The organism is Micromonospora sp. ATLC20 (assembly GCF_057196585.1).
This window is the reverse complement of sequence record NZ_JBXUOV010000001.1, coordinates 122,296-144,572: the sequence shown is the minus strand read 5'-3', so window position 1 is coordinate 144,572 and position 22,277 is coordinate 122,296. Positions and strand designations below refer to the sequence as shown.

Annotated in this window: 24 protein-coding genes; 12 read left to right on the top strand and 12 right to left on the bottom strand. The window is 69.0% G+C overall.

The window, feature by feature from the left end; all coding sequences use genetic code 11:
- The first annotated feature begins 178 nt into the window (after window positions 1-178).
- Both AC2CHG_RS00675 and AC2CHG_RS00670 read left to right on the top strand, forming a co-directional pair.
- The gene (locus AC2CHG_RS00675; RefSeq protein WP_194800778.1) at window positions 179-751 is read left to right on the top strand and encodes a hypothetical protein; all 573 of its coding nucleotides are present in this window, start codon (window positions 179-181) and stop codon (window positions 749-751) included.
- 112 nt (window positions 752-863) lie between these two features.
- Window positions 864-1,268, top strand: a complete 405-nt coding sequence (locus AC2CHG_RS00670; protein ID WP_194800777.1) for a DoxX family protein — start codon at window positions 864-866, stop codon at window positions 1,266-1,268.
- 23 nt (window positions 1,269-1,291) lie between these two features.
- On the opposite strand, the gene AC2CHG_RS00665 is transcribed toward AC2CHG_RS00670, so the two are convergent.
- Window positions 1,292-2,419 carry a glycoside hydrolase family 53 protein gene (locus AC2CHG_RS00665; RefSeq protein ID WP_194800776.1) on the bottom strand — a complete coding sequence of 376 codons (1,128 nt, stop codon included), beginning with the start codon at window positions 2,417-2,419 and terminating at the stop codon, window positions 1,292-1,294.
- Between the two features lie 11 nt (window positions 2,420-2,430).
- The gene (locus AC2CHG_RS00660) at window positions 2,431-3,612 is read right to left on the bottom strand and encodes a cellulose binding domain-containing protein (RefSeq protein WP_194800775.1); all 1,182 of its coding nucleotides are present in this window, start codon (window positions 3,610-3,612) and stop codon (window positions 2,431-2,433) included.
- 200 nt (window positions 3,613-3,812) lie between these two features.
- Here AC2CHG_RS00660 and AC2CHG_RS00655 point away from each other — a divergent pair, with 200 nt between their 5' ends.
- From AC2CHG_RS00655 to AC2CHG_RS00645, 3 genes are read left to right on the top strand one after another with little or no spacing between them, the layout of a single operon-like run.
- Window positions 3,813-4,091: a zinc ribbon domain-containing protein gene (locus AC2CHG_RS00655; RefSeq protein ID WP_194800774.1), complete on the top strand. Its 279-nt coding sequence runs from the start codon at window positions 3,813-3,815 to the stop codon at window positions 4,089-4,091.
- A gap of 21 nt (window positions 4,092-4,112) precedes the next feature.
- The gene (gene fmdA / locus AC2CHG_RS00650) at window positions 4,113-5,366 is read left to right on the top strand and encodes a formamidase (protein WP_484523937.1); all 1,254 of its coding nucleotides are present in this window, start codon (window positions 4,113-4,115) and stop codon (window positions 5,364-5,366) included.
- 13 nt (window positions 5,367-5,379) lie between these two features.
- Window positions 5,380-5,709 carry a cupin domain-containing protein gene (locus AC2CHG_RS00645; protein ID WP_064447525.1) on the top strand — a complete coding sequence of 110 codons (330 nt, stop codon included), beginning with the start codon at window positions 5,380-5,382 and terminating at the stop codon, window positions 5,707-5,709.
- 30 nt (window positions 5,710-5,739) lie between these two features.
- Here the strand turns inward: AC2CHG_RS00645 and AC2CHG_RS00640 are convergent, their stop codons facing one another.
- Entirely contained in the window at window positions 5,740-6,576 is an 837-nt protein-coding gene (locus AC2CHG_RS00640) for a helix-turn-helix transcriptional regulator (protein WP_484523936.1), read from the bottom strand.
- A gap of 102 nt (window positions 6,577-6,678) precedes the next feature.
- On the opposite strand from AC2CHG_RS00640, the gene AC2CHG_RS00635 reads away from it, so the two are divergent.
- Window positions 6,679-7,386, top strand: coding sequence for an SDR family NAD(P)-dependent oxidoreductase (locus AC2CHG_RS00635; protein ID WP_104114708.1), 708 nt, complete (start codon window positions 6,679-6,681; stop codon window positions 7,384-7,386).
- 24 nt (window positions 7,387-7,410) lie between these two features.
- Here AC2CHG_RS00635 and AC2CHG_RS00630 read toward each other — a convergent pair whose 3' ends face one another.
- Complete coding sequence (locus AC2CHG_RS00630; protein ID WP_281600656.1) at window positions 7,411-8,388, bottom strand: phosphotransferase family protein; 978 nt, start codon at window positions 8,386-8,388, stop codon at window positions 7,411-7,413.
- Window positions 8,389-8,794: 406 nt separating this feature from the next.
- On the opposite strand from AC2CHG_RS00630, the gene AC2CHG_RS00625 reads away from it, so the two are divergent.
- Window positions 8,795-9,883: an epoxide hydrolase family protein gene (locus AC2CHG_RS00625; RefSeq protein ID WP_484523935.1), complete on the top strand. Its 1,089-nt coding sequence runs from the start codon at window positions 8,795-8,797 to the stop codon at window positions 9,881-9,883.
- A gap of 16 nt (window positions 9,884-9,899) precedes the next feature.
- Here AC2CHG_RS00625 and AC2CHG_RS00620 read toward each other — a convergent pair whose 3' ends face one another.
- From AC2CHG_RS00620 to AC2CHG_RS00610, 3 genes are all read right to left on the bottom strand, one after another.
- The gene (locus tag AC2CHG_RS00620) at window positions 9,900-10,199 is read right to left on the bottom strand and encodes a hypothetical protein (RefSeq protein ID WP_281600654.1); all 300 of its coding nucleotides are present in this window, start codon (window positions 10,197-10,199) and stop codon (window positions 9,900-9,902) included.
- Window positions 10,196-10,375 (bottom strand): hypothetical protein, encoded by a 180-nt coding sequence (locus AC2CHG_RS00615; RefSeq protein WP_281600653.1) that lies wholly within the window; start codon window positions 10,373-10,375, stop codon window positions 10,196-10,198. Before AC2CHG_RS00615 ends, AC2CHG_RS00620 begins: the two co-directional genes overlap by 4 nt.
- Window positions 10,376-10,681: 306 nt before the next feature.
- A complete protein-coding gene (locus tag AC2CHG_RS00610; protein ID WP_281600652.1) occupies window positions 10,682-11,893 on the bottom strand; it encodes a helix-turn-helix domain-containing protein in 1,212 nt (403 codons plus the stop codon).
- A 488-nt stretch (window positions 11,894-12,381) separates the two neighbouring features.
- Here AC2CHG_RS00610 and AC2CHG_RS00605 point away from each other — a divergent pair, with 488 nt between their 5' ends.
- Window positions 12,382-12,879 carry a hypothetical protein gene (locus tag AC2CHG_RS00605; protein WP_484523934.1) on the top strand — a complete coding sequence of 166 codons (498 nt, stop codon included), beginning with the start codon at window positions 12,382-12,384 and terminating at the stop codon, window positions 12,877-12,879.
- 490 nt (window positions 12,880-13,369) lie between these two features.
- On the opposite strand, the gene AC2CHG_RS00600 is transcribed toward AC2CHG_RS00605, so the two are convergent.
- Window positions 13,370-13,888 (bottom strand): hypothetical protein, encoded by a 519-nt coding sequence (locus tag AC2CHG_RS00600; protein WP_484523933.1) that lies wholly within the window; start codon window positions 13,886-13,888, stop codon window positions 13,370-13,372.
- A gap of 305 nt (window positions 13,889-14,193) precedes the next feature.
- Here AC2CHG_RS00600 and AC2CHG_RS00595 point away from each other — a divergent pair, with 305 nt between their 5' ends.
- Window positions 14,194-15,150, top strand: a complete 957-nt coding sequence (locus AC2CHG_RS00595) for an HNH endonuclease (RefSeq protein WP_484523932.1) — start codon at window positions 14,194-14,196, stop codon at window positions 15,148-15,150.
- A 376-nt stretch (window positions 15,151-15,526) separates the two neighbouring features.
- Window positions 15,527-15,943: a hypothetical protein gene (locus tag AC2CHG_RS00590; protein ID WP_484523931.1), complete on the top strand. Its 417-nt coding sequence runs from the start codon at window positions 15,527-15,529 to the stop codon at window positions 15,941-15,943.
- Window positions 15,944-15,968: 25 nt separating this feature from the next.
- On the opposite strand, the gene AC2CHG_RS00585 is transcribed toward AC2CHG_RS00590, so the two are convergent.
- The 3 genes from AC2CHG_RS00585 to AC2CHG_RS00575 form a co-directional block, all read right to left on the bottom strand.
- Window positions 15,969-17,024 carry an IS110 family RNA-guided transposase gene (locus AC2CHG_RS00585; RefSeq protein ID WP_484523930.1) on the bottom strand — a complete coding sequence of 352 codons (1,056 nt, stop codon included), beginning with the start codon at window positions 17,022-17,024 and terminating at the stop codon, window positions 15,969-15,971.
- 895 nt (window positions 17,025-17,919) lie between these two features.
- Window positions 17,920-18,816 carry a hypothetical protein gene (locus AC2CHG_RS00580; protein WP_484523929.1) on the bottom strand — a complete coding sequence of 299 codons (897 nt, stop codon included), beginning with the start codon at window positions 18,814-18,816 and terminating at the stop codon, window positions 17,920-17,922.
- Window positions 18,813-19,196, bottom strand: coding sequence for a PadR family transcriptional regulator (locus tag AC2CHG_RS00575; RefSeq protein ID WP_484523928.1), 384 nt, complete (start codon window positions 19,194-19,196; stop codon window positions 18,813-18,815). The genes AC2CHG_RS00580 and AC2CHG_RS00575 overlap by 4 nt, the downstream gene beginning before the upstream one ends.
- A 91-nt stretch (window positions 19,197-19,287) precedes the next feature.
- Here AC2CHG_RS00575 and AC2CHG_RS00570 point away from each other — a divergent pair, with 91 nt between their 5' ends.
- Together AC2CHG_RS00570 and AC2CHG_RS00565 are read left to right on the top strand one after the other, a co-directional pair.
- A complete protein-coding gene (locus tag AC2CHG_RS00570) occupies window positions 19,288-20,535 on the top strand; it encodes an FAD-dependent oxidoreductase (protein WP_484523927.1) in 1,248 nt (415 codons plus the stop codon).
- 8 nt (window positions 20,536-20,543) lie between these two features.
- Window positions 20,544-21,032, top strand: a complete 489-nt coding sequence (locus tag AC2CHG_RS00565; RefSeq protein WP_228532060.1) for a MarR family transcriptional regulator — start codon at window positions 20,544-20,546, stop codon at window positions 21,030-21,032.
- A gap of 17 nt (window positions 21,033-21,049) precedes the next feature.
- Here AC2CHG_RS00565 and mraY read toward each other — a convergent pair whose 3' ends face one another.
- Window positions 21,050-22,153, bottom strand: a complete 1,104-nt coding sequence (gene mraY / locus AC2CHG_RS00560) for a phospho-N-acetylmuramoyl-pentapeptide-transferase (RefSeq protein WP_194800766.1) — start codon at window positions 22,151-22,153, stop codon at window positions 21,050-21,052.
- Between the last annotated feature and the right edge of the window lie 124 nt (window positions 22,154-22,277).

Here is a 22,277-nt window from a genome sequence, read left to right as displayed (position 1 = left end):
TGCTGGGGGACACGCACACCCGCGCCCGGCATCACCACGACCCTGCGGTACGGCCTGATGCGGCCGGAGCTGCGTGCCGAGGCCGGCGCCTTCACGGCCGAGACCGTCTGAAGCTCCATTCTCGCTCCGAAGCTGTGTCATCCGGCATGCGTTGACGCCGGATGACACGCTTGCGCCGATGGATGCGTTCGTCTCACAGTTGCCGGCGCTGCTCGGCGTCGTCGTCGGTGCCCTCGGTACGGGTCTGGTGACCTTCCTGTCCACCAGAAGTCAGTGGAAGCGCGGTCAGTCCGTACGGTGGGACGAACGACGACTGGAGGCGTACGGCGAGTTCGCACAGGTGCTCAAGGAGATCCAGGCGATCTCGCTGCGGGTCCTGGCCGCGGCGGACGGCGACAAGTACCGCTCAGGGTTGGACAAGGCCGCGGCGCTGCCCCGGCTCGCCGACGCCGACATCAGGCACACCCTCGCGTGGGAACGCCTGTTGCTGCTCGGGGACGCCGCCACGGTCGCCGCCGCGCAGGACTGGCGCGAGGCGGTCTGGCGGCTGGAGCACCGAGCCCGCGAGGTCGGGGAGACCACCGAGCCGCTGAGCGGCCTCTACCAGCAGGCCAACGCGAGCCGTGATCGCTTCTATGACGCGGCTCGACGCGGCCTGGGCGTGAGAGGCGGATCAGTCGCCCAGTCCGACCGCCTGCAGCAACGCCTCGCATCCCCCGAGGACAACCAGTCCGAGGCCCCCCGCATCTGATCCTGGACTTCGTCCCGCTCCGGGCGCGATGAGTTCGCCCGCCCTGGCCGGTCTGACCGGTGTATCCGATCGAATGCCGGAAACCGGCAGACCGCCAGGAGGGACGAGAACCATGACCGTTGCCGACACCACTCCCCAGCCCGTCGCCCGCGGATTGCACCGGACGCTGTGGGTGCTCCAGGTTTTCCTCGGCGTCTTCTTCATCGTCGCCTCGGCCGGCCCCAAGCTGTTCGGCGAGACGAACGCGGTCCAGACCTTCGAGGACATGGGCTCCGCGCCCTGGTTCCGCTACCTCGTCGGCCTGCTGGAACTGGCCGGCGGCATCGGGCTGCTCGTGCCGAGGCTGGCCGGCCTGGCCGCTGTCGGGCTCGCGCTGCTCATGATCGGCGCCGCCGTCACCCAGGCGTTCATCCTGGACGGCGGCGCGCTGGTCCTCACACCGGTGGTGCTGTTCGTGCTGTTCGTGTTCATCGCGTGGGGCCGCCGCCACTCGATCACCCGGCTCCTCGGACGCTGAACCGGGGTGCGCCGGCCGACCCGTCAGGGCGTCCAGCGCACCCCCGGGTTCACCCGCCCGTACCAGTCGAAGAGGGCCATGTTGTCCCACCCGTTCCCGGTTCCGTTGATGTTCGCCGGGTCCCAGCCGTTGCCGGGGACGGCGTACCAGGTGGGTTCCCAGTAGAAGACCCCGATGGCGCCGGCGTTGCGGGCGGTGTTCTGGACCCAGTCGAACTGCTGGGCCTGCCCGGCCCAGGTCGCGCTGATGCCGTCGCAGGTGGCGTCGCCGCCGATGACGTTCGGCTGGCTGTCCGCGTCGTCCCGGGTGAACGGGTACGCGGTCTCCACGATCACCACCGGCTTCCCGTAGCGGCTCCGCAGGTCGACGATGTTGTTGTAGAGGTTCGCCAGGCTGCCGTGCCACATGCAGTAGTACGACAGGGCCGTCATGTCCCACTGCACACCCTGGGCGCGGATGCCGTCGTAGAACCAGCGTGCGTTGGCGTTGCTGTCGGCGTTCGCGGTGTGGATCATGACGGGGATGCCGCCGCCGCACGCCTTCACCGCGTTGTAGCCCTGCTTGAGCAGCCCGGCCAGGGGGGCGAAATCGTTGTTCACGACCTTGCCCTCGTTCCACAGCATCCCGACGTTGATCTCGTTGCCGATCTGCACGCTGTCCGGCAGGGTGCCCTGCCCACGCAGGGCGGCGCAGACGTCGTAGGTGAAGGCGTACACGTCGTTGCGCAGCTGGCTGAGGCTGTGCCCGGCCCAGGCGGCGGGCTTGTACTGCTTGCCGGGGTCGGCCCAGGTGTCGGAGTAGTGGAAGTCGATCAGCACCTTGAGGCCCTTGGCCTTCGCGACGCGTGCCTGGGCCAGCACCTTGGTCTTGTTGTTGTAGCCACTGGCCGGGTTGTTCCAGACGCGCAGCCGGACGTAGTTGAGACCGACGGACCGCAGGATGTCCAGCGGGTCACGGGCCACCCCGCCCGCGTCGTAGTACTTGGCACCAAGGTCCAGGCTGCGCTGCAACGAGGAGACGTCGGCGCCGCGCATGCTGAGCGTGTTAGCGGCGGCGACCGGCGCGGGCGTACCCCCGACTGTGGTGGTGACGGCGAGGACGACGGCCGTGACGGCACCGACCAGGGCGCGGCGGCGGTGGCGTGTGGTCACAGGACTTCCTCTCAGCCGACAGTGCAGGGGACGCCGTTGAGCGAGAAGCCGGTCGGCGGCGCGTCGCTCGTGCTCCACCGCCCCTGGAAGCCGAAGGTCGCGGATCCGTTCGACGCGATGACCCGGTTCCAGTCGACGTTGCGGGCGGTCACCGCGGCGCCGGCCTGCCCGACTGCGGCGTTCCACGCGTTGGTGACCTGCTGGTCGCCGGGGAAACCGAACGTGACGATCCAGCCGTCGACCGGCGCCGTCCCGGTGTTCTGCACCGTCACAGTGGCGACGAAACCGCCCTGCCACTCGGACTGGTTCCGGTAGGTCACCCGGCAGGTCGAGGGCGGCGGTGGCGGCGGAGTCGACGTCGTGGGCACGGTGACCGTGTTGGAGGCGATCGACACGTTGCCGGCGGCGTCCCGGGCCCGCACGTAGTACAGGGTGCGCAGCGGCGTCGACGGGGGCAGCGGCCCGGTGTACGTGGTCCCCGGCACGGTCGCGACGAGCGTCGAGGTGAACCAGCCGTCGAACCGGTAGACGTTGTATCCGAGCACGCCGACGTCGTCGGTCGACGGCGCCCAGGACAGCGTGGCGGCGGAGCCGGTGACCTCGCCGACGGTGAGGTTCTGCGGGGCGCTCGGCGGGGTGGTGTCCGGGCCGGTGTCGGTCACCGGAGTGACCACCTTCAGCTCGTCCGTGGCGGGCGAACGGCGGCCGTCGCCGTCGCGGGCCGACACCCGGAACGAGTACTGCTGGCCCGGCTGAATGTAGTTGGTGATCGTCACGGTGGTGACGTCGCCGAGGCTGAGGCTGTAGATCACGTCGCTGAACGCCTGGTAGTAGGTGATGTCGTACCCGACGACGGGGCAGCAGCCGCGCGCGGCTGCCGTCCAGGTCAGGGTGACCGACGTGGTCCGCACCTGGGTGGCGGCCAGGTGCGTGGGCGCGCTCGGCGGGAACGGCGTGGTGCTGGGCGGGTCGGGCGTCCTGGGCGTCGACGTGGGCGTCACAGTCCCGGTCGGGTCCGCGAGGGGCACCGCGGCGCCGCCGGGCGCCGTCGCGGCAGCGGGGTACGCGGTGCCGGCGCCGGCCGACGGCGCGGCGATCAGGGCGGTGACCAGTACCGCGGCCGACAGCACGCCTGCGGCCGGCAGACCCGGCCGCAGGCGGCGGAACAGCGAGGACGACGAGACGGCAGCCATACGTCGACGATGCCGCCAATACATCGATGATCGCCAACATGTCCCACACCTCGGTCGGCGCGGCAACCTCTTGCGAGGTACGACTCCTGCCTGATTCGTCGTTTTCCGCCGCCTATCCGACTGATCAGCCACAATCGGAACGACAGGGTGAGCCGATGCAGGAGGCCACCGCACGCACGAAGGCTGGACGGGAAGCCGCGATGGCCACCTTCGAGTACCGCTGCCCGCAGGACGGCAACTTCGACGTCGTGATGCCGATCGGCACCGCGGGCCCGTCGACGAGCTGCCCCCGGTGCGGACGCCCGGCGACACGGGTGTTCTCCGCGCCCCGGCTCACCCGCATGCCGGCGGCGCTACGCGAGGCCGTGGACCGGACCGAGCGCAGCGCGGAACAGCCGGAGGTGGTCGGGCGGGTACCCGGCGGTCGCCCGGCGCGCCGCTCGACGAACCCGGCCCACGCCCGCCTGCCCCGATGGTGACCACGAGAAGGGCCCGAGACCGTGCCTGAACTGCTGTTCCCCCTCGACTCCACGAAGAGGTTCACCGACCAGGAGAAGGTCGGGCACAACCGCTGGCATCCCGACATCCCGCCCGTGGCGACGGTACGTCCCGGACAGTCGTTCCGTGTCCACTGCCGCGAGTGGTTCGACGGCGCGATCCACAACGACGACTCCGCCGAGGACATCCGGGACGCGCCGCTGACCCGGGTCCACGCGCTCAGCGGCCCGTTCGCCGTCGAGGGCGCCGAGCCGGGCGACCTGCTCATGGTCGACATCCTCGACATGGGCCCGATCCCGCAGGAGTCAGGCCCGCTGGCCGGCCAGGGCTGGGGTTACACGGGCATCTTCCCCAAGAACAACGGCGGCGGCTTCCTGACCGAGCAGTTCCCGGACGCGTACAAGGCGGTCTGGGACTTCTCCGGCCGCAAGGCCACCTCCCGGCACATCCCGGGGGTCTCGTTCACCGGGATCGCCCACCCGGGGCTGATGGGCACCGCCCCGTCCGCGTCGCTGCTGGCCACCTGGAACCAGCGGGAGGGTGCGCTGATCGCCACCGCGCCCGACCGGGTGCCGCCCCTGGCCCTGCCCCCGGAGCCGCAGGACGCGATCCTCGGCAGCCTCACCGGCGCCGACTTCGACCGGGTGGCCGCGGAGGCGGCGCGGACCGCGCCGCCCCGGGAGAACGGCGGGAACCAGGACATCAAGAACTTCACAGTCGGCAGCCGGGTCTTCTATCCGGTGTTCGTGCCGGGAGCCAACCTGTCCCTCGGCGACCTGCACTTCTCCCAGGGCGACGGGGAGATCACCTTCTGCGGCGCCATCGAGATGGGCGGCTTCGTCGACCTGCACGTCGACGTGATCAAGAACGGCATGCAGACGTACGGCGTCGCCGAGAACACCATCTTCATGCCGGGCGACAACCCGCCGCAGTACTCCCAGTGGCTTGCCTTCTCCGGGCTCTCGGTCACCCTCGACGGCGAACAGCGGTACCTCGACTCACAACTCGCCTACCAGCGCGCCTGCCTGCACGCCATCGACTACCTGACCCGCTTCGGCTACCAGCCGGAACAGGCGTACCTGCTGCTCGGTGCCGCACCGATCGAGGGCCGGCTCTCCGGCGTGGTGGACATCCCCAACTCCTGCGCGACCGTCTACCTGCCCACCGAGATCTTCGACTTCGACATCCGCCCCTCGGCCGCCGGTCCGACCCGGATCGACCCGGGCAAGGGCGCCCCGAAAGCCACCATGCCGTGAGCAGGTGACCCTCGTGCAGAAGTCATCCCTGACCGCACTGGCCCGCGAACAGCTCAAGCTCGCGCACGCCTCCTCCAGCGGCCGCAGCAGCTCCACCGTCTACGGCGGCCACGAGCACAGGCTCCGCCAGACGGTGATCGCGCTGACCGCCGGCCAGGCGCTCGGCGAGCACGAGAACCCCGGCGAGGCCACCGTCCACGTGCTGCACGGCCGGGTCCGGCTCGGCGCCGGCGAGACGTCCTGGGACGGCGCACCCGGCGATCTGCTGATCGTGCCGGACCGCCGGCACACGCTGGAGGCACTGGAGGACGCCGCGGTGCTGCTCACCGTCGCCAAGCGCTGACGATGCCACGGCGTCCCGGGCGAGTGGCGGCTAGCCGACCAGGGCCTGGGTGCCGAGCACGGTGAGCAGGGCGAGGCGGTCGGCGTCCTCGGTGCCGGGCTCGGCCGTGTAGATCATGATGCGCAGGTCGCTGCCCGCCACGGTGAGCACGTCGCAGTCCAGCGTCAGCGGGCCGACGTTCGGGTGGTCGATGGTCTTGCGGGCGGCCTCGTGGCGGCCGACCGCGCCGGACTTCCACAGTTTCGCAAACCGGTCGCTGCCGGCCCGCAGCTCCGCGATGAGCCGCCGGAGCCGCTGGTCGGCCGGGTAGCAATCCGCCGCCGCGCGCAGGTCGGCGACCAGCGCCATCTCGAACGCTCGCAGTGACTGCGGCGTGTGCCGGGCCCGGGTGCCCGGGCCCAGGAAATGCCGCCAGACCGCGTTGCGCTGGTGACCACGCCACCCGGACGGATCCCCCATCAACGCCGCATATGGCACGTTGGCCACGAGCAGCGTCCAGGACGCGTCGTAGACGGCGAGGGGCGTACCGGCCAGCCGGTCCAGCATCCGCTGGACGCTCGGGGTGAGGTGCGCGGGCACCGTCTCCGCGCCCGGCGGCGCCAGCCCGGCCAGCCGGAACAGGTGGGCGCGCTCGGTCGCCGACAGTCGCAGAGCCCGGGCCAGGGCTTCGACCACCTGCCCCGACGGGTGGGACGCGCGGCCCTGTTCGAGCCGGGTGACGTAGTCCACGGAGACCCCGGCCAGCAGCGCCAGCTCTTCCCGACGCAGGCCGGCCGTACGCCGGTGCCCGCCGGCCGGCAGCCCGGCGGCTGCGGGCTGGACCCGGTCGCGCCAGCGGCGCACCGCCTGCCCGAACTCCGTCGCCATGCCCCCAGTGTGCGCCGCCGAGCTGGGGCGTTGCCTGGTACCGGCAGTCCCAGGAAAACCGGACGACTGGGTCACCGCGCCGCCGCGCCGCAGCATGGAGCCATGACCACGACATTGATCACCGGAGCGAACAAGGGACTCGGCTTCGAGACCGCCCGTCGGCTCGTCGCCGCCGGCCACACCGTCTACGTCGGCAGCCGGGACGCCGGACGCGGGCGCCGCGCCGCCGAGCTGCTGGGTGCCCGGGCCGTCCAGCTCGACGTCACCGACGGCGCGTCAGTGGCGGCCGCGGCGCGAGCCGTCGAGGCGGACGGAGGGCTGGACGTCCTGATCAACAACGCGGGCGTCGAGGGCCGGGGCACCGGCAACCGGGTGATCGGCGCCGCGGAGGTGACCGCCGACATGATGCGGGAGACGTTCGAGACGAACGTCTTCGGCACCGTCCGTGTCACAGGCGCGTTCCTGCCGCTGCTGCAGCGCTCGGCGGCCCCGGTCATCGTCAATCTCAGCAGCGGGCTGGCCTCGCTGACGCGGGTCACCGACCCGGTCACCCCGGCGTACGCGTACCCCGGTGTCGCCTACCCGGCCTCGAAGGCCGCGGTCAACATGATCACCGTGCAGTACGCGAAGGCGTTCCCGAACATGCGGATCAACGCGGTCGAGCCCGGTTTCACCAGGACCGACCTGAACGGGAACACCGGGATCCAGACCGTCGAGCAGGGCGCCGAGATCATCGTCCGGATGGCACTGGTCGGCCCCGACGGCCCCACCGGCGGCTACTTCGACGCCGAGGGCCCGCTCCCCTGGTAGACCGGCGGCCGACTGAGGCTGCCGTCAGGTCGCGGCGAGCGCCTTGGTGATGTTCCACTCGGCCAGGTCGAGCATCCACTTCCGGTCCGGGAAGTCGGTGTCCGCGATCCGCAGTGGCCCCTCGATCAAGGACAACGTCTGCGCGTACCGGTAGAACTCCAGCCGGTGGGGATCGAGATCGACCGGACGCAGCGCCGGATACGCTTCGCCGAAGCGCATCTGCAGCCAGGCATGATCCCATTCGACATCGAAGTACGTCAGCCCCTCGAAATCGATCATGACGGCCTCGTCGGCCGGCGTGACGAGCACGTGATCCGGGCCGAGTTCACCGTGCACCAGCCCGTACTCCTCGCGTGGGGCGACCGCGCTCCTGAGACGGCGTACGTGGGCGGTGATCCGTTGGTGGGCGTCGGCCAGCCGGGCGTCGCGGGCCGCTGCCGCGTCGAGGTGGCCGAGCGCCCGGTCGACGATCACGTCCTCCGCGCGCCGCGTCTGGGACGCCTCACCTCGCGCGACGGCCGCGACCTTGCCGTAGTGCGGTCCGAAGGCGGTGTGCATGCGGCGCAGGGCGTCGCCGAGCGCGGACAGCGGCCTGGCGGCGGTGGCCGGATCGTGTTCCAGCACCGCCTCCAGCCGTCGCGCGCCGGCGTCCTCGACGAGCGCGATGTCGGCGTCGAGGTGACGGCCGTCCCGGTCGATCATCATCAGATGCGGGACACGCACACCCGCCGCGGTGAGCGCCGCGTGGCTGGCGGCGAAGAGATCCGCGCCCGACGCATCGGTGAACGGGTCGTCCGGGATGGTCGGTGACGGGGGCCAGTAGTTCTCGTCCGCGGCCCACACGTACAGCATCACGGTTGTCCGGTCGTCCAGCCGGAGCCGGTAGACGCCCTTCTTGGTGCCGCCCGTCAGCCGGTCCAGGGCAGCGAGCCGCCGGTCGGAGCCGAACTGGTCCGACACGAGGTCGTGCAGATCGTCCGGCTGCAGGAAGGTCCGCGTCATGGCCGCCTCTCGTCAGATCGAGGCAGCCAGGCTGCCAGGCCGGGGCAGCGGCACACAACCGAGTTGACGCAGCGGACTTCGCGGACCGGCCCGCCCCGGCGCTGACCGTGTTCGCGCTGCTGATGCAGGTCGGCTTCATCGATGGTGCCACCGAGCAGCCGGCGCTCCCTCAGATGTTGGAGCCGTCCGGCGGCAGGCCAGGCGGTGGCTGCGGGGATCCGCCCCGGCCGGCAGCCGGTGGACAGGACATGCCCAGGGTGTAGGCCGTCATGGACAACGAGCCGTAGGCGTAGCCGTCGACGAGGACCTCGGTGTCGGGGATGTCTCGCCCGGATCGGAGATCGAGTCTGCGGCCTGCCCATTCGGGCGGCTGCCGAGTGACTCCGTGCGATGGAATCATGATCAGGTGACGCCCTTCCACATCGATGTGCCCGAAGCTGTCCTGGACGACCTGCGGGCTCGGCTTTCGCGGACAAGGCTCGCGCCAGCCGCCCCAGGTGAGCCGTGGGCCGCCGGTACCGACCCCGGGTACCTGGCAGGTCTGGTGCGGTACTGGCTCGATGGATTCGACTGGCGTGCGGCCGAGCGTGCCCTCAATCGGCACCCTCAGTTCGTCACCACGGTCCGAGGCACGCCGATCCACTTCGTTCATGTTCGCTCGGCATCGCCTGACGCCACGGCGCTGATCCTGACCCATGGCTGGCCCAGCACGTACACGGAGATGCTGCCCCTGGCCTCCCGGCTCGCAGACTTCGACCTCGTCATACCGAGCCTGCCCGGCTTCGTCTTCTCCGGACCACTCGCCGAGGGCCCCACGACCGAGGCGGCTGTCGCGGACGTGTGGGCCGAGCTGATGACCCGTTTGGGCTACGACCGCTTCGGCGCCTACGGCGGCGATATCGGGTCCGGCGTGTCGACGTGGCTCGGCGCCCGCCACGCAGATCGGGTCATCGGGGTCTTCTCGCAGCACATCAAGTTCCCGCCAGCGGACCGCAGGGGCGACCTCAGCGCGGCCGAGGAGGCGTTCGTCGCGATGCTCGACGCGAAGGCCCAGGATGACTGGGGCTACGGAATCATCCAGGAGACACGGCCCGACACCCTTGCGGCAGCGCTGAGCGACTCGCCGGCCGGACTGGCCGCATGGATCATCGAGAAGTACCAGCGCTGGAGCGACTGTGGCGGTGACATCTCCCGCCGGTTCGGCTTCGACGAGCTGCTGACCACCGTGATGCTGTACTGGGTCACCAACTGCATCGGCACGTCCTTCCGGCCCTACCGGGACGACCGCCTGGCCCCACATCTGCCAATGGTCGACGTGCCCGCCGGTATCACGGTCAGCGTGGAGGACGCCGGCCTGCCCCGGTCGTTCGCCGAACGCACCTACGCCAACCTCACCCACTGGCGCGAGCCCGGGGTCGGTGGCCACTTCTTCGCCCAGGAAGAGCCCGACGTGCTCGCTGCCGACCTGCGCGCCTTCTTCAGCGCGCTGCGATGATCCAGCGGGTAGGCCGCTAGCTCCACGCGGGTGGCGCCCGGTCGTCCGTACCCGATCGAACACCCGGCTCCGATTCGGCTGGCATGGGCGGGCCGGTTTCCCTGGTCCAGCCGAGGAAGCGGCGGTGCAACACGCCCGCCGGCGTCCACGGCATGTCCTCGGTGGCCTGGACGAGATAGGCGCCGAGGTACAGCGCCAGCGACACCGGCGCATCCATGAACTCCGCGCGCAGCTCGCGCTTGCGCGTCGGGCACGGCCAGGGCAGGTCGCAGCCGCCGCAGCTCCACACCGGCATGACCGGCCCGTGGGTGGTCACCGCGCACCCTCCAGGAACCGCGCGGTGATCGCCCGCGCCTGCCGGCTCGTCGCCCATTCCACCTGCCAGCAGGGGTACGGCGTGAGCCGCGACCACCACGCTCGGCAGCCGGCACACATGCCGTCGAGCCCTCGGACATGAACCGCGACGATCGCCTGTTCCTGCTCACTGGTCACTGCTCACCCTCCGACGGCCAGTGGCCCCGATTGATCGGAATCCGGTGCCGGGCGCGGCAGGGCAGGTCGGACCCACAGCGGCAGACGCGCCGCCAGAGCCGCCACGACCACACCGGCCGGTGCCTACGAGCAAGAGTCAGCGCGGTGGCAGACAGGTATTCGTCATACGAGACGCGCCGCACGGACCCTCCCTCGGTTCTGAGGGGGACGCGGCGACCAGGCGATACCCGCACCGCCCGCCGCATCCCGTGAGCAGAAAGCTACGGTGGGTCGCGGAGCGGAATGGGTAAGGTTCCTACCCCTGGATCAGGAGAGCAGCCCGACCTTGACCGCGAGGTCACGGGCGTCGTCACGGGTGGCGCGTGGACCGTCGAGCAGGTCCAACGTGATCTGGCGGGCGTACCCGTTGAAGCGGATCGTCTCCGGGGCCGACTCGTACGCCTGCCGCAGCGTCGTCACGGCCGCTTCCTTGTCGTCCTTGCCGTAGTGCGCCCGCGCCACCTCGATGAGATGGCGTGCCCGGCGTGGCCTCGACGGGATGGCCGCCGAGTCGTGACGGCGTGCCTGGCGTACCGCTTCCCCGGACTTCTGCAACTCCACCGCCACGGTCACCGCGTGGGCGCCCATGACGACGCGGGAGAACGACGTCTGCGGCTGATAGAAGCCCTCCGGCAGACGCTGCGCCACGCGGTCCGCCCGATCCCAGTACCGCCAGGCCCGGCCTTCCTCGCCGGCACGAGCGGCGGTGTAGGCGGCCTCGAAGTTGAGCGCGCCCCACAAGGCCAGCAAATTCGTGCTCCCGTCGGCTGCCCTGGGCTCCAGAGCCGACAGGACATCCTGGGTCAACACCATGGCGGTGTCCCAGTCCCCGGCGTCCCGGTGCACCTGGCACAGGAACCACGCCGCACAGGCCACCGCCTCCGGATCGCCGGAATCCTGCGCCGCCACCATCGCCCGGTCCGCAACCCGCCACAACAACTCGGCAGCCGGCTGGTATGCCAGGAACATCTGCGTCAAACCGAACGTCTCCGCCAACAGCGACTGCGCCTGCCGACGCTCGGCACCCTCGTACATCAGCGCGGCCCGCTGCACGTCGTACAGCAGCCCCGGCAGCAACCCACCCAGCACCGTCCGGTGGTCAGACGCCTGGTGGCGCGCTCGCCACGCCACCGCAAGCCGCTCCCGCAAGCCGGTCAACGACTCCACCTCAGCCTCGTCGGAGAGCACGACACGGTTCACGGCGTCCCGCACCGACGCCAGCGCCGGATGCTCAGGCCCGTTCACCACAGCGGACCGGTCGCTCAGCTCGCCGGCCAGGGCGGACACGTCGACCTTCAACGCACGTGCGATGCGGTCCAGCATGTGGATGCGCGGAGGCAGGATCCGATCGGTCTCCACCGCCTTGACCCACTCGGCGCTACGACCAACGAGCCCACCGAGCACCGCGCGAGTCTTCCCGGAGCGCTCCCGGTAGACCTTCAGCCGCTGCCCGAATGTCAGCTCCGGCAAGGGTTCCATCCCGAACCTCCTCATAGCGCGGGATGCGTCAGCGGCGATTGGGCCACCGCCGGACCAACGCTACCGGCCTGCCTCTGGCCACATAACCCCGAACGCGCGCGTGCGCCGACTGCGCGTCAACGTGGAAGCCCGGCTCCCGCTTCTATTCCTTGGGCAGCCGCCTCAGCACGGGGCCGTCAGCATCGTCGGCTCCGATGAGGTTGTCGCGCCCCGAGCACAAGCTTCACCTGGGTTTGCGATATCGGATCGAACCAGTGACCTCTTCGGTGTGAACGTCAATCTCGCTGCCGGTCGCGGTTCAACCGATGCCAACGAATGTCGTCGACTGCGTTCCGATTGCCCTCGTGGGCCATCCGCTCATGGGTGACGCGCCTCTTCGCGCTGACTTCTTGCTGACTCCGCAGATGCCGCGGCGATCCGGCAGCAGGAAGATGCGGCTGCACTGGCAGGGCGTTGATGCGACGAGGGCTCCGCCCCTCGTGCAAAGCGTGGGCGTGCTGCTGCGACGGCCATGGATGCCCTACGGAGCGCTATCCTCGCAGCCGGGTGCGGGTTCAGTCATTTTGCCCTTTATCAGCTGGTGGGGTTGCGATCAAAGCTTCCACCATGTGATGATTCCGATCAATGTTCGGTTATTGTCGAAGGGAACTCCGTTGATTCGTCGTGCCATCGCCTTAACTGCCGCTGCACTGTGCCTGGTCGCCACCATCACCACGCCCGCTTCTGCTGCTACAGCGTATGCGAAATGCAGTACGGGAGGGGTCTATGCCAAAGCCTATACCAAAATACCTGCTTTTGCTGAGCCGAACACTTCCAGCACCCTAAAAGCTTACATTGACAGATACGAGTACAGCCCGTGCTTTGGAACTATGGTCGGTGGCCGCTATAACGGATGCGGGGCTACAAGCGTAAATGCCTGGCTCGGGATCGACTACGTGGGCTACGGCCGGATTTGGACATATGCAGTCTGCTGGGAGGACGCTTAACCACTCCGGAAAACTTGCCCGACATGGCGCCTGCGGGTCGGGACTAGCAACGAACGTCGCCACTCTTCGCCACCCGCGGCTACGCCCGGCTAGACATGAGGATGATGGTGCAAGGCCGCGGACATCGGGTATCGCGGTCAACGCGTGCAGTAGGTTACCACTGCATTCTCGGCGACCAGCCGGTTCCCAGATCTGGACTTCTACCCAATCCTTCAATTCCTGTCGAGAGGATTTCCGTTGATGCGCCGCACCATTGCCCTAGTTGTCGCAGTCCTGGGTCTAATCCTGACGACCACCACCGCTGCACCCGCTTCTGCGGCAACGGCTTACGCCAACTGCAGCACGGGACAGATTCTCTCCAAGGCCTATACCAATATTCCTATTTTCACCGAGAAGAATACTTCTAGTAAAAAGATTTCTTCCGTCCAGCGAGGCGGTGTTTTTATCTGCGCTGACTGGGGCCTTGGCTCCCGCTACGACGGATGTGGGGCTACCGGCGTGAACGCCTGGATCTTGATGAAGGACGACCTGGGAATATGGGGATGGAGCTATGGCGTCTGCTATTACGACATCTGAAGCGCTCAGAGGAAGCATCAATTGCCTGATTAACCAGGTCTTCCTCCTCGCCCGTCCCGAGAGCGAACAAGACGTTCTTCTCACTTCGGCGAAGTCTCGCTAGCACAGACACGACCGGATTCAAGTCGCCGCTCTTGACTGCGTCGAAGAGCAGCTCGTCTAGCGTGTACGGGCCTACACCAAGACCCTGCTGCCACAGCTCTCTCGCCAGAGCGTTGCGCACGTTCTCCAGGTGAAAGCTGATGGCTCGGACATTCTCGTCAACTTCGTCTCGAATAAGTTCCTCGGCGAGGTCGTCGAGATACTGGAACCGCGCTAGTTCCCCGGCATGGTCGGTGACGTACGCCACCGACCCAGCGACCGTAAGCATCTTAATGGCCTTTTCCGCACGGATCTTTGCCGCGATGTCTTTGATCGCGTCCAGCTGGGCCACTGGCACTCCTATTGGGCTTGCTTCCTAGGGCCAGGTCTACCGACCGGCAGCAGAGCACAAGATCCGTTCGGTTGAGAGCCGGGACGGTAAGGTTCTGAGGTGCCGCGATCGACTCTTGAGCCTTCTGATCCGTAGCTACGGGCGACCCGGTCTCATGCGTCCATCTGCGCTGGTACGCCGTCGACGGCGGGTGGGCTTCGACTGCTACAGGCTGATGCGTTGCTGTACTCCGCTGCTGCACGGCTGCCCCTGGGCCTCCTCGCGCCAGGCGCTTCCCTGTTGCACCAACGTCATAGTCTCGGCCCGTGACGCTCGCCGATGTAACCCGTGACGGTGTACTCGCCGCGGTGCATGAGTTCGACAGGCTCGGCCGTGACGCCTTCCTCAAGTCCACCGGCTTTGGTCGGTCAAAGGCCTACTACCTCGACCACGGGAAACCTCTACGACTCGAAACCGATCGTCGGCTACGCGCACGGCGTCAGCACTGGAACAGTATGGGGCCCCTCGAAGGGGACACAACCGTGGCCCACCGGCTGAAAGGGCTCGGGTTTACGGTTGCCTTCCTATCTAATCCAGACTGGACGCGAGACGAGATCATCCTCGCTTGCGACCTCGTCCAGTCCAACGGCTGGCGCCAACTCAACGCCAGCGACGAACGGGTGCGCTTCCTCTCAGACCTGCTCCAGAGCCGCGCCATCCACCGTGGTCGCCGCAATCCAGACTTCCGCAATCCTGCCGGCGTCGCCCTCAAGACCTACAACATCGTCGCCGACCGCAGCAACGGCAACCAACTAGACAAGCTGGTACGCCAGGAGTTCCAAGCCCACCCAGCTGAGATGCGGTCGCTGGCTGATCGAATCCGTGGGCTGCTCCATGAGGGCCTCGGCGAAGAGCCTGCGATCGACGATCCCGACCTCGACGAGTTGTCGATTCTGGAGGGCGGCGTCACCTTACGGGAGCACCTTCGCCGAGAGCGCAGCCCCAAGCTCCGTCGGCAGAAACTGGCCGAGGCGAAGCGGCGCGGCGTCGCCATCGCTTGTGAGGTGTGCGGGTTCGACTTCCAACGTGTCTACGGCGAGAGGGGACGTGACTACATCGAGTGCCACCACCGGACCCCACTGCATGTCTCCGGCGAGACTGACACCCGGCTCAGCGACCTTGCGTTGATCTGCTCGAACTGCCATCGGATGGCGCACCGCGGCAGCCCTTGGCTGACGGTTGAACAGCTGAAGGTGCTCGTAGCTGCATCAGCACCCGCCTAGCAACTGTCTGCCGCAACGACCCCCGCGACCGCGGACTCTCGTGCTACCTCACTCTCGCAAAGATCAAGACTCCTGTCGGCTGGTGTCAGTGACCGCCGTTGACCTGCTCGCCCTATCTCCTCGCGTCGGTCCCGGTCCGTCTCCATCGGCCGGCTTGGCCGTATAATGGCAGCACAGCCCGGACTACACCTTGCCGCTGCCGGCCAGCATAGACTTGGGCGAGCCCGTCAGCCGATCAAACTTGACAATGCCTGGTAATCGTTGAGGTGTGAGTTGGGACTGGGTGACTCCCGTGTCCGGTGCGGCCTTCGGCATTGCGACCGTAGTCGGTGGGTTGGTCGCCGCAAGGTCCTCGCAGCGGGCTCAGGAACGCATCGTGGCACAGCAGCACGCCGAGACACAGTCTCAGTCTCGAAGAGCCGAGCGTAAGGTCGCCTTCCTTGCCTGCATGGACGCCGCCACTGCGCTGGAGGCTAAGGCCTTCGTCGGTAGACTCGCCCGCTTGAAGCGTCACGGAATTGAAGCCGAAACTGCACTCTTCCATGAACTGTTAACCCTCAAGACTCGCATGCAGGCAGCGGCGGACGAGGTAGCGATGGTAGCAAATGCATCGACTGTCGACGCCACCCTTGAACTCCTTTCGGCGCTAGAGCGACTGCTTGCTGCGATGGTCGAGGAAGACGAAGCGGCTGATCAGGCGGCTCGCGACGCGTATCTAGCCCGTCGTGCGCGCCTTCTTGAAGCGATGCGTGAGGAACTGAAAGCCGACGCCTTCCTTGACGCGAGGAAGTGATGACATCCCGATGCTCCTATGGAGGTCAAGGGGTGAGGGCGGCGAAGTCGGCGCGGAGGGCGGTGTAGACGTCGCGGACGATGTAGCGCTTGAGGCAGCGGAGGATTTCCTGCTTGCTGAGGCCTTCGGTGATGCGTCGTTGCTGGTAGGCGCGGGTGCGTTGGTCGTAGCGCAGGCGGCAGAGGGCGATGGTGTGTAGGGCGTGGTTGGCGCCGCGGTCGCCTCCTCGGTGGAGGCGGTGGCGGCGTACCCGTCCGGAGCTGGCGGGGATGGGGGCTGCACCGCAGAGGTGGGCGAGGGCTGCTTCGGAGTGGAGCCGGTTCGGGTTGTCGCCGGCGGTGGTGAGTAGCTGGGCAGCGACGTCGGTGCCGACGCCGAACAGGGCGCTGGTGCGGGGTGCGGCCTGGCGGACCAGGGGTGCCAGCTGCCGGTCGAGGGTCGTGATCTCGTCGGTCAAGGTAGTGACCCGTCGGGCGAGTCCGGCCAGTGCGGCGGCGGTGGCTTGTTCTGGGTCGTTGAGCTTGGTCGGGTCGATGGTGAGGGCGGTGCAGCGGCTGACCAGGACGGCGGCACTGAGCTTGGTCAGCTGCGCCCGTAGAGCCTCTGGTGCGGCGGCGACCAGCCCACGCATCTGGTTGATGGCTGCCGTGCGGGCCTTGACCGCCCCCTGCCGGGCCACTCGCAGGGCGCGGATGGCTTCCACGGGTCCGGTGCGGGTCTTGGGCGTGCCCATGGCGGTGCCGGCGAGGGTGGCCCTGGCGGCGGCGATGGCGTCGATTGGGTCGGACTTGCCCTTGGCCCGTCGAGTCCTGCGGTCAGGCCGGTCGACCTCGACGACAGTGACCTTGTGCCGGGCCAGGTGCCGGGCGAGGCCCGCACCATAGCTACCCGTGCCCTCCACCCCGACTGCGACGAGGCGGCCGAAGGACCGCATCCAGGCCAGCAAGTCCGAATAGCCGCCGCCGGTCGCGGGGAACTCGGCATCGGCCAGGAGACCGCCGGTGCTGTCGATGATCGCCGCATGGTGAGTGTCGCGATGGGTGTCGACACCACCAATGACCAATCGTTTCTTCGCTGCCATGCTGGTGAGGTCCGCCCTTCTCGGTCGAGTCGAGAACACGGGGACACGTCACCGGTCAGGCGATGCGGACAACACAGTGGTGGGGCCTCTCGCACAGGCTCCTATCAAGTCACGACGCCTGACCGGTGACATGCAGCTCACGGGGCCACCGAGCCAGCCGACGAATCGGGATCAGGACAGCAACCGTCGGTCTGCCGGTGAGTCAGACCAACCCGGCGACCCACCCCACCATCCTCACTGTCTGCCGCCGACCCACACACCGTGGAGCAGACCAGGGCCAGGGTGACAAGGTGGAGCGCCCTACTGGACGTACGACCTTGTCACCCTGGCCCTGGTCTGCTCGGCTTGCCTGGGTCGGTGGCTGGCGGGATGGCATCCCACCTCAACCACTCTCCGACCGGAACCGTTCGGCAACTCCATCTCGGAGTCGTCTGGCCCCCGCCGGAGGCACAGCTCTAACCCCGCCTCCTTCCTCACCCCACCATTCCCACCCACCTCCACCCCTTCCCCACCTGGGGCCCTGAGCGACCGTGCGGAAACGTTCGGCAACTTCGCCCCGCCGCGGTTGGCCTGCCGGATCTCGTGCTGCTTCGGGATCGCCGGCATCGGGTGGAAGGTGTCCGCCTGGCCTTGGTCGTCCTTCGGGACTCGTCACCGGGTCACCTCACTGACCCAGGTGTGACGCGCGGGGCGGGGCGTGGGGTTCGGGCCGGTTGATTTCGCCTCGGCGCCGTAGGCGGGCGGGGCGGCGGCTCTGTAGGAACCGTTTGCCGGGCCCCGGCCCGCGCCGCGCGGAGCGCGCTTGACCTTGTAGAGGCCGGCTCGGCAAGAGATCCTCCACTGGCCCGAGCACGCATCAGCTGACGCGGGTCACACCGGACCACCCGCCTGTCGGTCAGGCTCGGGTGCGCTGCCGCAACTGGGTCGACACGATCGCGACGACCGCCATCAGGACCGCGACGACCAGGGACGGCAGGGCGTCCGGCCGGCGCAGCAACTCCCCCGTCAACCCGCTGTTGTCCAACTGGTGGAGCGTACCCAGCAGGAGGGTGGGGACGACGGCGATCAGCAGCCGCTGGTCGGCCGTGGCCACCCACAGGAAGGCGGCAATCCCGGCGACGACCATGACGGCGACGACGATCCGCGGACCGGCGTCGGCCATGCGGAGGCCGCCCGCGGGGATGAGATGCAGGGCGAGGATGCCGGCGGTGACCAGGACGGCGTTGGCCCGGGGCGCCGGCGGCACGTCCGCCGGGCGCCGCAGGCCCAGCACGATCAGCGGCGCGGCGACGACCGGCGCCCACCACTGCGGCAGGCCGTTGAGGAACAGGTACGGCGAGATCAGGCTCGGCACCACCGCCGCGGTCACCGCCAGGACGGCGGCGGTACGGGCGCGACCCGCGACGAGTGCCACCAGCGCGGCGGTCAGCACGAGCTCGTGGACGCCCTGGTTGCGCAGGACGGTCAGGGGGTCCGTGAGCCCGCCGTACTGCAACGCCTCGACGAGGTCGTCCAGGCCGATGAGGACTCCCAGCGCCAGCACCGCCAGGGCGCCGAGGTGGAGGCCCTGCCAGAACAGCACGGCGGCGGGCCGGACGGCGCTGCTGCCGCCGTACACCCGCAGGCCGCCGCGGACGAGCGAGGCCGCCTCCCGGGCGCTGGGCCAGCGACGGGTGGTGGGTTCGTCGCCGATCAACGTGTCGATCAGTTCGTCGGCGCGTTCGCGCCGGTAGCCGGCCGGGTAGGCCCGCAGCAGCATGCGGTAACGCTTCTCCAGGACATCGGAAGTCATGCGGGTCTGATCCTCACGGTGGAAGGTTGACGGGCACCTGCCTGCGATGCGACCCGGCGCGGCAGGCGGTCCATGACCACCCGGGCGGCCTGGGCGAGCCGGTCGGCCTCGTCGGTGAGTACGCGACAGCCCTCGTCGGTGAGCCGGTAGTAGCGGCGGGCACGCCCGTTGACGATCTCCTCGCCGTCGGCGATGACGAGACCCTCGCCGAGCAGCCGGTCGATCACCGAGTACAGCGATCCGGCGGCGAGGGTCACCCGCCCGCCGGACAGCTCGGTCACCCGCTTGATCACGGCGTAACCGTGGAGCGGCCCGCCGAGCAGGGCGGCGAGGACGAAGTACGACGGTTCCCGTAGCGCGGGACGCGATGCCGATCCCATGAGCCGAATATACAACCAACTTGAGTATTCATCCAAGGTGACTGTTCACAGTGACCCTTGCCCGAATCATCTTAATGATTAAGGTAATTGGATGAGCACATCGACGGACTTCTCGGTGGCGATCTCCGGCGCCGGCCTCTCCGGCCTCTGTCTCGCCCAGTACCTGACGCGCGCCGGCATCGACGTACACGTCTACGAGCGGGACCCGGGCCCCTTCGTCCGGCGGCAGGGATACCGGATCATCCTCGACCGGTACGGGCTGGCGGCGCTGCGTGAGAGCCTGCCCCGGCCGCTGTACCGGCTGGCGCTGGCCACCGGCGACGAGCCCGGCGGGCACCTGCGCTTCACCGACAGGCGGCTGCGGGACGCCTTCACGATCACCTTCAAGCACGACCCGCACGAGACCCGTCAGGTGGACCGGCTGACACTGCGGTCGATCCTGCGGTCCGGGCTGGACGGGCGCATCCACTACGGCAAGGACGGCGTCGCGGTGGACAGCGGTGGCCCGGCCGGGCTGCGGCTGCGGTTCTCCGACGGCGGGGCCGCCGCGGCCACAGTCGTGGTGGGCGCGGACGGCGTCGGTTCGGCGCTGCGCGCGCAGCTCACGCCGGACGCCGACCCGGCGGACACCCCGATGGCAGGCATCTACGGCCGGTCGCCGCTGCGGCGCGACGGCGCCAGCGTCATCCCGGACGCGTTGCGGACCAGCGGGGTCCTCGCCATCGCCGACCGGCCGGGCAGCGCCTTCTTCTTCACCTCGATGCGGTTCGGCGAGAGCCCGCGGGAGGCGTTCACGCGCCTGGCTCCGGGCAGCTACGCCCCCACCGGCGACGACTACGTCATGTGGGCACTGCTGCTCCGGCGGGACGAGTTGCCCACCGGCGTCCGCGGGGACCTGCGGGCGCTGTGGCACGTGGCCGCCCGGAAGAGCATCGACTTCCACCCGCTCGTCCGGCGGCTGGTCGACACGGCCGAACTGGACGCCACGGTGCTCAACCTGTTCGCCACCGGCCGGCGCCCGCACCGGTGGACGGTGCCCCGGGCGACGATGATGGGCGACGCCGTGCACGTCATGCCGCCGTTCGGCGCGCACGGCGGCAACACGGCGCTGCGCGACGCCGCCCTGCTCGGCCACAAGCTGGTCGAGGCCCGAACGAAGGGCACGCCGGTGGAGGAAGCGATCGGCGGATACCAGGACGAGATGGTGCCGTACGCCTTCCACGCCGTCGACAGTGCCGCCAAGCTGATGCACCGCCTCACCGGCGGCGCCGCCGCACCGCACTGGGTGCTGACCCGCGTGCTACCTCGGCTGCACCGGGTCACCGTGCCGGAGGCATGATTGCCCGCATGTCCCACGATTCGGCCCGCGCATCCGCGATCGCCGACCTCATGCGCGCCGGGCGGGAGACGTCGCGGCTGTCCATGGTGTTCCGGTACGCCATCGCGGAGCGGCTGGGCCTCGCGGTGAGCGACCTGGAGTGCCTCGACTACCTGGCGGACATCGGCTCCGCTACCGCGGGGCAGATCGCCGAGCGGACCAACCTCACCACCGGTGCGGTCACCAGCATGCTCCGCCGGCTCCAGCAGGCCGGCTACGTGACGACCGAACGCGACCCGGCAGACCGGCGGCGGGTCGTCGTCACCATCCGGCCGGAGCGGATCGCCGACCTGGAGCGGCCGTACGAGCGTTTCGCCGAGCGGGCGGGACGGCTCGTCGAGGGCTACAGCGCCGAGGAGGTCCGGCTGCTGGTCCGGCACCACGACCGCCTGCAGGCGATGTACCTCGCCGAGTTGGATCACCTCCGCGACGGCGACACCGCGCAACGGCCCGTCTGAGCCGGCGTCTCGCGCCGCTATCCCACGGTCGCCAGGAAGTCCGAGTAGAACAGGCCCAGGCCGGCGGCGACGCAGACACCGGCCACGATCCAGAACCGGACCACGATGGTGGACTCGCTCCAGCCCGCCAGCTCGAAGTGGTGGTGCAGCGGCACCATCCGGAAGACGCGCCTGCCGGTGGTGCGGTACGAGACGATCTGGATCACCCAGGTCGTGGTGATGATGACGAACAGCCCGGCGATCAGGATCGAGAGCAGCGTCGTACGGGTCACCACCGCGAGCCCGCCGATCAGGCCGCCCAGCCCGAGCGCGCCCACGTCACCCATGAAGATCCGCGCCGGGGAGGTGTTCCACCACAGGAAGCCCACGCAGGCGCCGGCTGCGGCGGCCGCGATCATGGCGATCTCCAGCGGGTCGCGGACCTGGTAGCAGTACTCGTTGACGCGGGCGTACCCGTCGTCGGCGCACCAGTGCCGGTACTGCCAGAAGCCGATCAGCGAGTATGCGCCGAGCACCAGGATCGACGCGCCGGTGGCGAGGCCGTCGAGGCCGTCGGTGAGGTTCACGCCGTTGGACATCGCCGTGATCACGAAGATGAAGACCATGACCGCGCCGACCTTGCCGACGTCCAGCCAGCTGATGTCGCGGATGAGCGAGATGTGCTCGCTGGCCACGGTCTGGCCGTTGGTGCTGGGCACGTAGAGCGCGGCCACGCCGAACCCGCCGCCGACGAGCGCCTGGCCGAGCAGCTTGCCCTTGGCGGACAGTCCGTCGGAGTTGCGCCGGCGCACCTTGAGGAAGTCGTCGAAGAAGCCGACCGCGCCGCAGAAGACGAACAACCCGAGCAGCACCAGGGCCGTCATGGTCGGCCCCTCCTGCGCGATCTGCCGTTCGGGCAGCGTGGTCAGGGCGAGGTGCCCGGCGACGTACGCGAGGACCGTCGCCACGATGAAGACGACGCCGCCCATCGTGGGCGTACCCACCTTGTGCTCGTTGCTGGCGAGCCCGATCGACCGGATCGGCTGACCGGCCTTCAGCGCGGTGAAGACGCGAACCGCCACCGGCGTGCCGAACAGGGAGATGACGAACGCGACAGCGGCCGCGACGATGACAGCCCTCACCGGCGTACCTCCACGAGCTCCGGATTCTCATCGGTCACGAGACGTGAGCTTGCCATCCGGCGGCGGACGGAGCAGCCCCCTGACCGTCACCACGCCGAGGCTGGCGCGTAGGCCGTAGCGTCGA

Bases quoted from the DNA above. Each gene is read 5' to 3' on its own strand.
- AC2CHG_RS00675 (WP_194800778.1), top strand. From the start codon at position 179: ATGGATGCGTTCGTCTCACAGTTGCCGGCGCTGCTCGGCGTCGTCGTC.
- AC2CHG_RS00670 (WP_194800777.1), top strand. From the start codon at position 864: ATGACCGTTGCCGACACCACTCCCCAGCCCGTCGCCCGCGGATTGCAC.
- AC2CHG_RS00660 (WP_194800775.1), bottom strand. From the start codon at position 3,612: ATGGCTGCCGTCTCGTCGTCCTCGCTGTTCCGCCGCCTGCGGCCGGGT.
- AC2CHG_RS00655 (WP_194800774.1), top strand. From the start codon at position 3,813: ATGGCCACCTTCGAGTACCGCTGCCCGCAGGACGGCAACTTCGACGTC.
- AC2CHG_RS00640 (WP_484523936.1), bottom strand. From the start codon at position 6,576: ATGGCGACGGAGTTCGGGCAGGCGGTGCGCCGCTGGCGCGACCGGGTC.
- AC2CHG_RS00635 (WP_104114708.1), top strand. From the start codon at position 6,679: ATGACCACGACATTGATCACCGGAGCGAACAAGGGACTCGGCTTCGAG.
- AC2CHG_RS00630 (WP_281600656.1), bottom strand. From the start codon at position 8,388: ATGACGCGGACCTTCCTGCAGCCGGACGATCTGCACGACCTCGTGTCG.
- AC2CHG_RS00610 (WP_281600652.1), bottom strand. From the start codon at position 11,893: ATGGAACCCTTGCCGGAGCTGACATTCGGGCAGCGGCTGAAGGTCTAC.
- AC2CHG_RS00585 (WP_484523930.1), bottom strand. From the start codon at position 17,024: ATGGCAGCGAAGAAACGATTGGTCATTGGTGGTGTCGACACCCATCGC.
- AC2CHG_RS00580 (WP_484523929.1), bottom strand. From the start codon at position 18,816: ATGACTTCCGATGTCCTGGAGAAGCGTTACCGCATGCTGCTGCGGGCC.
- AC2CHG_RS00575 (WP_484523928.1), bottom strand. From the start codon at position 19,196: ATGGGATCGGCATCGCGTCCCGCGCTACGGGAACCGTCGTACTTCGTC.
- AC2CHG_RS00570 (WP_484523927.1), top strand. From the start codon at position 19,288: ATGAGCACATCGACGGACTTCTCGGTGGCGATCTCCGGCGCCGGCCTC.
- AC2CHG_RS00565 (WP_228532060.1), top strand. From the start codon at position 20,544: ATGTCCCACGATTCGGCCCGCGCATCCGCGATCGCCGACCTCATGCGC.